Source organism: Pseudomonas sp. FG-3G, assembly GCF_901007645.1.
Taxonomy (GTDB): Bacteria; Pseudomonadota; Gammaproteobacteria; order Pseudomonadales; family Pseudomonadaceae; genus Aquipseudomonas; species Aquipseudomonas rhizophila.
This window is the reverse complement of the sequence record NZ_CAAKGZ010000018.1, coordinates 181943-195334: the sequence shown is the minus strand read 5'-3', so window position 1 is coordinate 195334 and position 13392 is coordinate 181943. Positions and strand designations below refer to the sequence as shown.

The following is a 13392-nucleotide window of genomic DNA, read 5'->3' as shown; positions in this document are numbered from 1 at the left end:
TATGCAGACAATTGAACGCGCCCCAAGCGGCCACGCAGGAGGTAGCCGTTCCTGCGCCTACGCAGATATCGTTTACACCGTGGCAACTTCCGCGGACACCTCACTGGACATCGTCGGCCAGACTCACCAAGCCCTCGCCGCGTTGAGCATCAGCCTCAAAGGCCATGGACATCGGCGAACCCTCTACGTATTGCGCAAGAAACGATCGAGCACGTTTTTTGTGATCATCACGGTGTAAATGTCTGCCTGCATAAGCCCATGCACCCATTCGCACGTGGCGGCGGTAAAGACCTCACCTCGACCTTTATGAAAGTGCACCACCATGCCGGCCCCGCGGCTGTGCAGATCGATGCTGGCATCGCTAAGGTCGGGCGCCAGGATGGAAGCACGAAACCGAGCATCACCATCGCCAAGCATGAATGAATAGGCATCCTCGGATCGGCCGTGCTCGGCATTGGTCGCCCAGCCCATCGCGAGGATTTGTAATCCGGCGGGCGCGCCGTCTGTGCCGAGCGGTTCTGGGAGGCCGTCGACAAACGTGTATTCCAGGCCATCCACCTCATAGCCAAAGATGTTGGCTTCGTCTCCGAACATATCCGCGTACCCCAGGCCCGTGCCCATGAACGCCCAGTGCTGAGGCCTGAAGACTGTATACCCGCGAGGATTGCGCGGTGCCATTCCCCCAAAGCCGCCATATATCCCCCGCAAGGCATTGACCCCAAACGTTTTCGCTCCAGGGTGATCCACCCTCGGATCTTCCCAGGCGCCGGTTAACCGAAGAGGGTCGATAGCCGCCATTGGATCAAGCGCGCCGGCATCGTACTTGTAGGCTACCTGCCGCTGGCCCTCCTCCTCCAAGCGGATCTGCCACATGAAATTGCCAGCGAAGCGCGCGACCTTGCCACCCTCCTCGACAAAGAGATCGACATGGTCGCGCATTTCCCGTGTCCAGTACTCATCGTGCCCTGCGAAGACCGCGCAGCTGTAGCCCTCAAGCGCGTGCGGGTCGTGATGCAAATCGTCCTGGGTCAGGATATCGACTGTATAGCCTTGCTGTTCGGCCCAGACCACAAAAGGTCTTTCGTAGGAGGCCCACCCCGCCAGCGCGTAGTACTTGGCGTAGCCGTTAAGGGATGCCCACTCGATGAACTCGTAACGCGCCGCCCCGGGTTTGCGCTGTCGGGTCGCGTTGACGGAACGCGGAGCATCCTCGGGCAGCCAGACCTGCCCCCGCGCCCAGGGGCGCTGTGCCGATAACAACGGCGCACGGCCGCGCGGCGTGCCGGGGTGAAGACCGAAGTAGTGATTAGCACCGCCCCAATCGTTATAAGCAGCCCAGGTCGACGTGGCCGCGACAAGCACCAAGGCATCGACGCGCTTGCGCGCCGTCTTGACGATGAACAGATGATGCCCGAGGACGTTGTCAGCGCTATCTCGTATTTCCACTACATAGCCACCCGGCTCGGCATCAGTCGGGATCGACCATTGCATAAAGACTGGCCAGTGGCACCCCTGTTCATAAGGACGTTCGGGCAATGGGTGAAATCGAGCGTCAAGACTGTCGGTTTCATGCACCGTTCGAGCGATGGCCCCATCACGATAGATCCTGAGTCTCACTTGCGGACGGTTCGAAGACAGATACAGGCGCACCAAACCACCCGGGCTATAGGACCGGCGATCCGAGTAACACCAAGCGGCCGCTGGTCCCGACTCGGAAGGGACTTCGACCCAAGTCTCGCGCGCAGCCTGACGTGGCCCCGAAGTCTGGCTGACGGTCACGCCCGTGCCCGGTCGCTCACCTCGTGCGGAGGCATTTTTCAGGTCTGTTGAATTCATTGAATCGCACTCCTTTGGTCCACTGATCTTGCGGATCGACAAGCCAATTGCTTTAGTCCTGAGAAGCCATCGACGGTCGTGAGCCCGCCGCCACCCGAGCGCCGGGCGCCTCGATGTGCGCAAGATCGATGCCCGCCGTTTCGTCGATAAGAAAGCCTGCCACGACCGTGACCAGCCCCAACCCCATGACGTAGCAGATGTACAGATAGCCAAGGCCGGCACCGCCGAGATAGCTGTGCAGATAGGGAGCGGTGCCGCCAAAGATCGCCACCGAAACCGACGACACCAACCCAACGCCCTGCGCCCGCGCCTGGGTCGGCACCTGCTCCGACAACACTGCGGGGAAAATCGCCGCGATCAATGACCAGGCGCCTAGCCCCACGACCTGGGCGAGAAACAGCGTGTAGGGTTCAGTGGTCACCATTATCGAGATGGGATAGGTCAGCAGGATCACGCCCAGGCCCCAGGCGATAACCATGGGCCGGCGACCTAAGCGATCGGACAACATTCCGCATACTGGCAACCAGCACACACAGAGGATCTGCGCCAAGAGGCTGGCGATATAGGCACCCGTGGCGTCCATGCCCTGGGCGATCGCCGTCGAAGCGCCGAACGTGACCCAAGCGTAGTAGGTGACGTTGGCGGCCGCTGCGAGCATGACGATGTTGCGCGCGACTCGCAGCATCTCCCCCCTGGACAACTTGCGCGCCGGCCGAGCCAGGCCCTGCTGCTCCACGAACACATGAGATTCCTGCGCGCCGCGACGCAAAAACAGCGCATAGATACCGAGTAACCCACCGATGGCGAAACCGATCCGCCAGCCGTAGTCACCCATGGCCTGTGCGCCCAGCAGCCAGGTCAGCGCCGCCGCCATGGCCGTCGCCGCCATCACCCCTAGCGTTACCCCGACATAGACTGAACTGGACCATAAGCCACGGTGTTGGCTCGGTGCGATCTCGGCGACATAGGTATATGAAACCCCTGTCTCGCCGCCATGGGCGAGTCCCTGTATAAGGCGGAAAAACAGCAGCGCGACCGAGGCATACAAACCAATGCTTTGGTAGTCGGGGATAATCGCGATGCCAAGGCTGCTGATCGCCAGCAGCAACATCGTGATCACCATGATGGTCCGGCGCCCCAATCGGTCGCTCAGCCGGCCAAAAAACCATCCGCCGATAGGACGTGCGACAAACCCCACCGCAAACACGGCAAGGGTCGCGAGCATCGCCGAGCGGGCATCGGTCTTGTCGAACAGATTGCTTGCCAGGTACACCGAAAAGGTTGCGTACAGCGTCCAGTCGAACCACTCGAGCGCATTGCCTATACCTGCCGCGCGCAAGGATTTCAGGCGTCCTTGGTGAGACGTCGTATTGTTCATGTCTATCTCCGGGTTACGGATGGAATCGGGGCGGCTGGGGAGCCGGATCAAAGGTGCAGCGCTTGCCCGGCCTGGGCACTGCCATGGGCAGAAGGGACCCGGACACGCAACGCAATCAGCAACGCGGCCAGCAGCATCAGCACGGCCGCCGCTACGAATACGCCTGCGCTGCCACCGAGGCTGAACATCGCACCGCCAGCGGCTGCGCCCGTTGCGATGGCCGACTGCACAGAAGCCACCACCATGCCCCCGGCGCTTTCCGCCTGATCAGGTATTGCGCTGGCGACCCAGTTCGACCACGCCACCGGCACACCGCCAAAAGCCAGGCCCCAGATCGCCAGCAGCACCGCCTGCCCCGGCACCGAGGCCGGCAACAGCACCAACGCCAGTGCTGCAACGCCCACCAGCGCGGGCATCAACACCAGAGTGGCCAGCGGGTGACGCTCAAGCAGCCACCCGGCCAACAGCGTGCCGCCGAAGTTTGCCACACCGAAACCCAGCAGCATCAGCGACAGCCCTTGCGGACCGATGCCGGTGGTACCCTCAAGGAATGGCCGAACATAGGTGAACATCGCGAAGTGACCGCTGTGCACCAGCACACAACCGAACATCCCCATGGCGATGCCCGGGCGCTGCAGCACCTCAAGTACGGTGCGCAGGCGTGCCGGGGTGCGCGGCGCAAGGCGCGGCAGCGTGAACGACTGGAAAGCCAGGGTCACCAGACCTACCGCCGCCGCTGCAAAGAACGCGCTGCGCCAGCCATATAGGCCGCCTAAGTAGCTGCCCAGCGGGACCGCAACCACCGTCCCGACGGCAATGCCGCTGAAAATGATCGAGAGCGCTCGGGGCAACAAAGCCCCCGGTACCAAGCGCATCGCCACCGCTGCCGCCATGCTCCAGAACCCGCCAAGGGCAATGCCCAGCAAGATACGCATTACCAACAGCACCGCAAAACTGGAGGAAACGGCGACCAAAAGATTGGATGCGATCATCAACGTGGAAAAACCCAGCAGCACCCAACGGCGGTCGATACCGCGGGTCAGGCCTGGCACCAACAAGCCAGCGAACAGTGCCACCACCGCTGTCACCGTTACCGCCTGGCCAGCCAGCGCTTCGGACACCCCCAGATCGGTAGCCATCGGCGTCAGCAGGCTGGCCGGCAGGTACTCAGCGGTGAGCAATCCAAACACGCCCATTGCCAACGAGAAGACTGCCATCCACGCAGGGGCCGCAGGTTCCATATCCAGCGCGGCGCCGGGACGGTTGTTGGATATGGCATTACAAACACAGTCATTCATTGCACGGATCTCCCAATCTTCATTGCGACCCGCAGTCTAGGCGCGAGAAGCTGGATGATCTATGATCGAAAACCTCGTTTTTTTGACTAAAACACCGAACAATGCCTACCGATCAGTTTGCCCTCTCCTCGGATCTCATCAACGAACTGTTGCGCGGCATGCGCCTGCGTGGCGTCGAGTACCGGCGTATCCAAGCCGGTCCAGCCTTTGGCCTGAGCTTCGCCGACAAACCTGGGCATGCCTGGTTTCACTTCCTGGCGATCGGCAATGCGGTGCTGCGGATGGAGGACGGGACAACGTACGCGCTGTCTGCCGGCAACGCCGTATTCATCTCCCATGGCGCAGCCCATCAACTGCTTTCCCATATGGACGTGCCTGTTCAGGACATCGACCGTTTAGACGGCGCCCCCCTCGGTGATACGGTCAGCGCGGTGGATACCGGAACCGATGCCAGCGCCACGCCGACCACCATTTTGTTCAGTGGCTGCATGGAGTTTGAACTGGGCAGTATTCATGGCCTTGGCAGGCTGATGCCGGGCCTGATGCTGATTGATGCCGGCGGCCAGCGTTACCCCGGTCTCGTGCCTATCCTGACCACCATGGAACGCGAGGTCAGCGCCGCCCGTGTCGGCTTCGCCGGTATCCTCGCGCGTTTGGCCGATGTGGTGGCCGCCATGGTCGTTCGCGGTTGGGTGGAGTGCGCCTGCGGTAATGCCTCTGGCCTGGTCGCTGCATTACGCGACCCACGCTTGGCAAGCGCGCTTCTCGCGCTCCATCAACAACCGGGACGCGACTGGACCGTTGCGCAGTTGGCGGAGCAATGCAATACCTCTCGCTCGGTCTTCGCAGACCGTTTCCAGGCGACTATTGGCATGGCCCCACTGCGCTACGTGACTGAGTTGCGGATGCGGCTTGCGAGCCAGTGGTTGACGCTCGAAAGGCTGCCGATTGAAGAGGTGGCGCAGCGCTTGGGCTATACCTCTCAGGCCGCGTTCAGTCGCGCATTCAAGCGCATTACGGGCAAGACGCCTGGATTAAGTCGTCAGTCGAGGCGGTCCGCTGTTTCCTGAAGCCGAGCGGGAGTCGTGGAGGAGCCGGCGGAATAAAAGCACTTTGAAATTCAAAGTGCTCGGTGGCTAGCGTTCAAATCTTCCAAACGCTGGATGCATTCTTTCACTCGCAGCCTCTACAGAATGATCGCCTTCACCCAAAAGCGGACACAGAGCACCACGTATTTGCCTAAGGCCTATCGCGTGAGTAGAATGCGATTAATTATCAATCATGTATTTGCCGGGATTCCGATGCGTAGCGATGAAACACTAGGTACTGCAGATCTAGGGCTGCTCTATCGAACCCACCACTCGTGGTTACACGGCTGGCTAATCCGACGCATTGGATGTCGCGACAACGCTGCAGATTTGGCGCAGGACACTTTCGTACGCCTGCTCAAATCCCGTCAGTCCAGCCCCTTGCGCGAACCACGCGCCTATTTGAGCAGTATCGCCCGCGGACTGATGATTGATCAGTATCGTCGTCGCGAACTCGAACGTGCGTACTTGGAAAGCATCACGTTGCTGCCTCAACATGAGGTTCCCTCGGAAGAAAGCCGGCTGATGATTCTTGATGCGCTCGAGCGCATAGACCGCATGCTCGGTATGCTTAAACCAAGAGTTCGCCAGGCATTTTTATTTGCCCGACTCGACGGTCTAACCTGCGCGCAAATAGCCGAAAAACTGGGTGTTTCCCGCGCGACGGTGGAACGCGACCTAGCCACGGCCCTGCAACACTGCTATCGCTTGCGTTATGTCGAGGCGTGAGCCGCAGGCGCTCAATCCGGCCATTGTTGAGCAGGCAATCCAATGGCTGGTGCGCCTTCGCTTCAATCAAGCCGATGAACAGACACAGCGCACTTTTGAGCACTGGCTGCAGCAGCACCCGGAGCATGTGGTGGCGTGGCAGCGTGTGGAAACGCTTGGGGATGAATTCGCAGGCGTGCCAACTCAATTGGCCCGACAAACCCTGAATGGCACCAATCATGGAATGCGGCGGCGGGAAAGCCTGAAGCTACTGGGCATATTGGCGACTGTTAGCGCTGCAGCCTGGCTCGGCCGGGACTATACACCCGTACCCGCCATGCTTGCGCAGCAGCGCAGCAGTACCGGCGAGCAACGACGCTTCCAACTCGATGATGGCAGCCTTATCCAGCTCAACAGCGATAGCGCCGTCGACAGCGATTTCGACGCCCAGCGACGCCTGATAATCCTGCGACGTGGGGAAATCATCGTGAATGTCGGCGCGGATCAACACTCGCCTCGAGCACGACCGTTCTGGGTGCAATCACGTGACGGGCTCATCCGCGCTCAGAGTTCACGCTTTCTGGCACGCGAGCTGGACGATGGCACTCTGGTCGCGGCTCAGGAAGGATCAGTCACGGTTTTCCCCGGCTCCGATCAAACTCCTGCGAGCCGCAGCGTCCAGGCAGGAAATCACCTGCTGTTCACATCAAGTGGCGCCCGAATGTTCAGGGACAACGGCCTTGATCTATGGAGCTGGGGTGACGGGGTAATCAGTGCGCGCAATATGCGCCTCAATGATTTCATCGCGGAGTTGTCGCGTTATCGCCCCGGGGTACTGCGCTGCGCCGAAGGGGTCGCTGATCGTCGCGTTTCCGGCACCTTCCAGCTCGCCGACAACGATCAGGTCCTGGCATTGATCGCGCAGTCACTGCACTTGCACATTGATTATCGGACCCGTTATTGGGTGACCGTGACCGCTGCCACCTGAGCCCATCAGAACTTTGTGCTACCTGAAAAATAATGAGGTAGCTTCTCATTCTCGTTCGACCTCTAAGGAAGGCCGGAATACAGGCCAGTCTGCCGATGTCCTTTCTTGGAGCGAGAAAATGAGTTCGTCCCCTGTTTCACAGCGCCATCCATTAAATCGTGCCTTGCACGGTGCGATTTTGGGTTTGATCGTAAGCAGCTACGCATTGCCATCGCTGGCGCAAACGTCGAGCGCTGACCACAGCAATCAAGTGAAACAGTGGAACATCGCTGCCGGCCCACTGGCACCGGCGCTTGACCGCTTTGCGCGCGAGGCTGGCATCAGTCTTTCCTTCGATGCGTCGAGTGTAGTGAACCGCACCACTGCTGGCGTGAATGGCACGCTCGATACGTCGGCAGCGCTGTCATCGTTGCTGCAGGGGAGCGAATTGCAAATCGAACAACAAGGTCCGAATGCCTATCTACTGTTCCCTCAACCAAAGCCCGCCGGCCCGCTGGAGCTCGACGCAACAGACGTCGAGGATTACCGCCTTGCCCCCCTCATCATCAATGCCAAGGTCAGGGTCAGTGCCGACGACGACGCCAACTCGGTGGTAGCCAAGGAGCTCTGGGTTGGCGGCAAGGTGGCAACCAGCATTCTCAATACACCGGCCTCGGTGTCGGTTGTTACCAACAAGGAAATGGAGCAACGCAGCGTCAGTACCACGGAAGAGGCGCTGCAATACACGCCGGGCGTGGTCAGTGACTTCTATGGTACGGATGACCGCAACGACTATTTCCAGATCCGGGGCTTCCAGGCTACTACCTACCGTGACGGCTTGACCCTGAGTTCGATGCGCGGCGTACGCGAAGATCCATTCGCCTATGAACGCATAGAGATTCTGCGTGGCGCCAACTCCACGCTGTTTGGCCCAGCGGACCCGGGCGGTTCGGTGAATTTCGTGACCAAACAGCCGCGCTTCGAGCAGTTTGGCCAAGGCTATGTGACCTACGGTTCGTTTGACCATGTCGAGACAGGCATCGATGTGGGGGATGCGCTGAACGACGAGAAAACCTTGGCTGGCCGCTTTACTGCCAAAGGCCAAAACAGCGACCGCGAGTACGATCACTCACAGGACGACAATCGGTTGGTGATGGGTGGCCTCACCTGGGCACCCACGGATTACACGTCAGCCACCGTGATTCTGGACTATCTGAAAACTGAAAGTTCGCCCAACAGTGGCGGCTATCCGCTGGACAAGGAATACGACCGCAGTAAGTTTTATGGTGAGCCCAGCTACAACTTTCACGATGTCGAGCGCACCAGCCTCAGCGGTAACGTCACCCATGACTTCGACAACGGCTTCGTACTGCGCAGCAACCTGCGTTACAGCAAATTGACCGATGATTTTGGCTACGTTTACATCAGCGACAGCGCCGCACGTGTCGGTACTAGCGTTGACCGGTATCTGTTTGGAACGGACAGTGAGGCCGACCAGTTCAACGGCAATCTGATGCTGCAATACGATGCCCGCTTCGAGAACATCGACAGCAGTAGCCTGGTCGGCGTGGAGTACCTCGATTCGACCACCAAGGAAAGCTCGGTCTACGCCCTGACGACCCCGATTGACATTGCAAATCCCGTGTTTACTGGCGTTCCACGCTCAATCACGCCGTATGCCGTCAACAAGCGAGACGCGACCACCAAGGCCGTGTTCCTCCAGCAGAACCTATCGTTCTACGAGCGTTTCATCGTCACCGCGGGTATGCGCAACGACTCGATGGACCTTACCAGCAAAGGCTTGCAATCCACTGAGAAGGACAACTTCTCCGAAACCTCCTACCGAGGTGCGTTGACCTATATCGTCAACGATGAGGTGTCCACCTATGTGAGCATGGTGGAATCCGTCTCGCCGCCTCAGGTTGGCGTAACACCGCAGACGGGCAGGCAGTACGAAGTGGGCGTGAAGTATGCGCCGATGGGAATGGACGCACTGTTCTCCGCAGCCGTTTATGACTTGACCCAGGAAAACGTCACCATCGCCGTGGTGCTGCCGAGCGGCATCATTGAGCAACAGACGGTGGGCGAATCGCGGGCGCGTGGCCTCGACCTGGAGGCCAAGGCGCAGGTGACGCGGAACCTCAGCCTGATTGGTGGCTACTCCTATATGGAGTCCGAGGTACTGCGCGGTTCGTTGTACGACGGCAGCTCCCTGAAGGGTAATGAGTTCACCACGGCACCCAAGCATTCCGCTTCGCTCTGGAGTTATTACGACGTGCCTGGCACTGATGTCAGCGTTGGCTTGGGTGCGCGCTATGTCGGCTCTTATTACTTCGATGCAGCCAACTCCGGCAAAAGCGATGGCACCACGCTGTTCGACGCCGCCTTCAACTACGAGATCGCCAAGGGCACCGACCTTGCGGTGAACGTCAGCAACCTGCTGGATGAGCAGCACGTGGTCGGTTCCGGCACAGCGAACTTCTACAACCCGGGTCGCGAGATTACCGCCAAAGTGAGTTACAGCTGGTAAGCAGGCGTTTAAGCCTTTTCCCCATGTAGGAAGCGGTGCCCGCTATACGGCGGGCACCGTCAACTTGGCCATCATTGTGCGAGATGAAAAGCGAGGGCGTTCGATTTTCATCGTTACGCGCCAGCTGTTAACTAAGCGCCAGTAGCGCGAGATAACATCAACCTGTTTTCGAGCATCTGCTTTCGGCCCAGAGTGTGTAAAAACGCTTTCGCAAACCCTTGCTATGACTTCTGAGGATTTCATCGCAGGGACCGCTCATGAAGCGCTTTATCCAAGGTGAACATCGAGGCCAAGGTACCTTCCTTCCGGAGAGCCTCGACGATTACGTCAGCGATACCAATCCGGTGCGCACAGTCGATGTCTTTGTCGACGAACTCGACCCGATCAAACTGGGTTTCGAGGGCGCCATACCGCCTGATACTGGCCGGCCGGCTTACCATCCCGCAATCCTGCTGAAGATCCACATCTACGGTTATCTGAACCGCATTCCATCGAGCCGGTGTCTTGAACCAGAAGCCCAACGCAACGTCGAGCTGATGTGGCTACCAATAGCGGCCCTTCGGACTTGCCCTAAAAGCTCGCCTGCTGACCGGTCAATGCAGATAACGAAAACTATGCATGTTAGGCGGAGTATCGGCTTTAATGTCGGAGCAGACTCAACTGCTCACGGCGCAGGATTTCTATAATTTGCGAGATGTGATGCACGCTATCGGTGGGTTCCAAGTTCTGAACCCCTGTCTAAATCAAGGACGACAACCCATTGAAAACAGCTCTCGGCGCCCTGCTTTTAACGTGTCTGACGACCAGCGCTCTCGCTGACGTCAACTCTGTCGGCTTCCAATCCTACACCCTACCGGACCCACGCAATGAGCGTCCGCTGGAGATGGTCGTCTGGTATCCCAGCACAACGACCGCCACCCCACAGTTGATCGGCGACAATGTGGTGTTTGTCGGTGCTTCTGCGGTTCGCAACGCGCCGCCCTCTGCTGGCGAGCACCCATTGGTGGTGCTCTCCCATGGATTCAGAGGCAATTGGAACAATCAGAACTGGTTGGCGAGTGCATTGGCCCATAAAGGTTACATTGTCGCAGCGGTCAACCACCCCGGCACCACGACCCATGATCGAAGCCCGCAAGCGGCCGCGCAGTTATGGCAGCGGCCCATTGACCTGCATCGGGCCATTGAGGCGGTCACCACTCAACCTGAAAAATTTGGCGTGACCACAAAGCATCAAATTGCTGTAATAGGCCATTCACTAGGCGGCTGGACTGCAATGGAGATCGCCGGCGCTCGTTTCGACCCAGCCCTATTTGCCCGTGACTGCGAACTCCATCCGCAGTTATCCAGTTGTACCATTTATCAAAAGATCAACCCGGAGGGTACTCCGGTATTAAAGGCTGGTCTGGCCGGCGATTTGCGCGATCAACGGGTCACCGCTGTGGTTTCTTTGGACCTGGGACTCTCGCGCGGGATGACTGATGAGAGCCTTGCGGCACTGCCGGTGCCGGTGCTGGTTATCGCTGCCGGTGCACCATCGGTGGAACTGCCTGCTCAGTTGGAGTCCGCCAACCTGGCCACACGCCTGCCCCAAGCGTCCAGCCGCTATGTCGAGATCAGTGACGCCAGCCATTTCAGCTTCTTGCCGATTTGCAAACCAGGTGCAGTGGCATTGCTCGAAGAGGACATTCCTGGCGATGGGATCATTTGCGGGGATGGCGACAATGCTCGCCCGCGCGAGGTAATTCAACAGCAGGTTACGTCACTGATCACCGAGTTTTTGACGCAGTCCGCGAACAACAAAGTGGAGCTCTAGGATTGCTGGCACTCGGCAACTCAGCAGACCTGAAATTTGCGTAGGAGCCAATTTTTGTGTCGAATCCAGCCACCTATTACGATCAAAACGTTTCTACACAGCCTCGGCCAAAAGCAGACCCTCAGCGTGCGTATCAAGAAAGCTATCAAACACGGTTCAAACCAGGACGAGATACCTGGAGCAGGATAGGACTCGATTCTGGAATTGTTTTCAGCAGGTATCAAAAGCGAAATAAACGAACCCTTATGCGAGTTGAGTGTGGCCCGCCTCTACACGGCACTTCGTCGCAAATTACTTACTCATACGGTCGACTGTGATTGATCAGAGCTGCGCTTGGCGGGTAGCAATCGAATACAATCAGTCAGCCACTGCGCGTGCCGTCCTAAACAACAGCTTTCATACGGAAATAGACTGTGGCAGCCATCACCGCCACTGCAATCACAGCCAGAAGGCCCTCGCGTTTCAACAGGTGCCAAGGCAACCGTCCGATCCTCAGTTTTAGCGCTCGTAATGCTCGAGTCCACATTGAAGCCCTGCCGCCGCTCAGTGCGCCATTCGTGAAGTAGATCGTACCGAGGAACACCACCACTGGGCTTGCCCACCGCAGCCACAGGACATCACTGGACCATAAGCATGCCAGGGCTGCGGGCACTGCGCTGGGGAGTACGTGGCGCAGCAATAGGAGCCCAGCGCCTCGCCGGTACCAGCGGCGCGGGAATAACCATCGACTGATCAGCACATCCAGGCGGCCCGCTACCACAGCTACCATAGCCCAAACGTGGTATGCCTTCATGCCGATCCAATTCACGAACAAGATCATCAGCGGCATTAAAACCACCACGCCCAGCACATCGTTCTTTTTCGGCCCGATAATCCCCGAAGCGACAAGAATTGCAGACATTGCCAACCACAGGAATAGGTAGACCCCTCGATAGCTAGTGGGCGGTAACCAATCCCGCCAGTTGTCGAGTGGTTGCAACCCAAGACGCTGGGGCACTTCAGGATATTGATATTCGATGGCTTGGCCGAGCTCTGCAAAACGTTGCCAGTCCAGGGCGCTAAAGCCGTCGGCCATTTCACGACGACGGCCGTCAGTCATGGGCTTGAACAGCATAGCGGCTGCCTGCCCGTGGATTTTATCGTCGTCGAACTTGGCCAAATCACTGAGTACGGTCTCTGACAAGGCTTGTGCCTCGCACTGCCGGATCAGGCGATCCCAGCGCCAGTACTCGCAGGGTAGGTTGCCCTGGGTTTCGTCCCAGCCCATCACTTGGCACACCCCATCGAAGAAGGCTGGCGACCATCCCTCTGCGGATTCGAGCCAATCCAATATGTTCTGCTCGAACTGCTGCCGGCGCTCGAACGGCAATAGCCAGTCGCTGGCCAGCCAGAGGCGTAGCGCGTCCATTACTTGACGATCTTTGCCCTCAGTCAACCACTGCTGCATCTGGCCCAGGGACGGTTCCGGTGGGCTGGCGGTAGTTGGAATATCGACGCGCTCTCTGTGGATGACCAGCGTGGGATCTTCCGCCGGCTGGTAGCGCTCGGGAGTTGACGCGCTTACGGCTGACGGGGCGTAAACGACTTTCCTTCCGGCCTGCGCACGCCAGCGCGCCTCGGCCAACGAGGCTTCATAGGCTTCACGAAGGCGCTGGAACTCATTGGGGTTTTCGTCTGGGCGGTGGATTCTGAGCAGCCGTGCATAGGCGCGTTTGATGCTGCGCTCGTCCGCGTCCGGGGTGAGGCCCAGCACTTGCCAATGACTCATGACGGC

General features: G+C 58.9%; 10 protein-coding genes and 1 pseudogene. 7 read left to right on the top strand and 4 right to left on the bottom strand.

Annotated elements, in window-relative coordinates; translation table 11 throughout:
* Nucleotides 1–238: hypothetical protein (locus PSEUDOMOFG3G_RS09215; RefSeq protein ID WP_218939001.1), on the top strand; the 238-nt coding region annotated here is incomplete at its 5' end.
* Here PSEUDOMOFG3G_RS09215 and PSEUDOMOFG3G_RS09210 read toward each other — a convergent pair.
* From PSEUDOMOFG3G_RS09210 to PSEUDOMOFG3G_RS09200, 3 genes are read right to left on the bottom strand one after another with little or no spacing between them, the layout of a single operon-like run.
* Nucleotides 184–1836, bottom strand: coding sequence for a N,N-dimethylformamidase beta subunit family domain-containing protein (locus PSEUDOMOFG3G_RS09210; protein ID WP_139049700.1), 1653 nt, complete (start codon nucleotides 1834–1836; stop codon nucleotides 184–186). The genes PSEUDOMOFG3G_RS09215 and PSEUDOMOFG3G_RS09210 overlap by 55 nt on opposite strands.
* Before the next feature lie 52 nt (nucleotides 1837–1888).
* A complete protein-coding gene (locus tag PSEUDOMOFG3G_RS09205) occupies nucleotides 1889–3214 on the bottom strand; it encodes an MFS transporter (RefSeq protein WP_139049699.1) in 1326 nt (441 codons plus the stop codon).
* A 47-nt stretch (nucleotides 3215–3261) separates the two neighbouring features.
* On the bottom strand, nucleotides 3262–4512 hold the full coding sequence (locus PSEUDOMOFG3G_RS09200) for an MFS transporter (RefSeq protein WP_139049698.1): 1251 nt from the start codon (nucleotides 4510–4512) through the stop codon (nucleotides 3262–3264).
* A 101-nt stretch (nucleotides 4513–4613) separates the two neighbouring features.
* Here PSEUDOMOFG3G_RS09200 and PSEUDOMOFG3G_RS09195 point away from each other — a divergent pair, with 101 nt between their 5' ends.
* From PSEUDOMOFG3G_RS09195 to PSEUDOMOFG3G_RS09170, 6 genes and pseudogenes are all read left to right on the top strand, one after another.
* Nucleotides 4614–5582, top strand: coding sequence for an AraC family transcriptional regulator (locus tag PSEUDOMOFG3G_RS09195; RefSeq protein WP_139049697.1), 969 nt, complete (start codon nucleotides 4614–4616; stop codon nucleotides 5580–5582).
* A gap of 231 nt (nucleotides 5583–5813) precedes the next feature.
* Nucleotides 5814–6329: a sigma-70 family RNA polymerase sigma factor gene (locus tag PSEUDOMOFG3G_RS09190; RefSeq protein WP_047229725.1), complete on the top strand. Its 516-nt coding sequence runs from the start codon at nucleotides 5814–5816 to the stop codon at nucleotides 6327–6329.
* Nucleotides 6316–7296, top strand: a complete 981-nt coding sequence (locus PSEUDOMOFG3G_RS09185; RefSeq protein WP_107322701.1) for a FecR domain-containing protein — start codon at nucleotides 6316–6318, stop codon at nucleotides 7294–7296. The genes PSEUDOMOFG3G_RS09190 and PSEUDOMOFG3G_RS09185 overlap by 14 nt, the downstream gene beginning before the upstream one ends.
* Nucleotides 7297–7414: 118 nt before the next feature.
* Entirely contained in the window at nucleotides 7415–9805 is a 2391-nt protein-coding gene (locus PSEUDOMOFG3G_RS09180; RefSeq protein ID WP_107322700.1) for a TonB-dependent siderophore receptor, read from the top strand.
* Between the two features lie 257 nt (nucleotides 9806–10062).
* Nucleotides 10063–10350, top strand: a pseudogene (locus tag PSEUDOMOFG3G_RS09175) (transposase); the annotation flags it as partial.
* A 215-nt stretch (nucleotides 10351–10565) separates the two neighbouring features.
* Entirely contained in the window at nucleotides 10566–11618 is a 1053-nt protein-coding gene (locus tag PSEUDOMOFG3G_RS09170; RefSeq protein WP_139049696.1) for an alpha/beta fold hydrolase, read from the top strand.
* A gap of 382 nt (nucleotides 11619–12000) precedes the next feature.
* Here PSEUDOMOFG3G_RS09170 and PSEUDOMOFG3G_RS09165 read toward each other — a convergent pair whose 3' ends face one another.
* Nucleotides 12001–13386: a J domain-containing protein gene (locus PSEUDOMOFG3G_RS09165; RefSeq protein ID WP_139049695.1), complete on the bottom strand. Its 1386-nt coding sequence runs from the start codon at nucleotides 13384–13386 to the stop codon at nucleotides 12001–12003.
* Nucleotides 13387–13392: the final 6 nt, after the last annotated feature.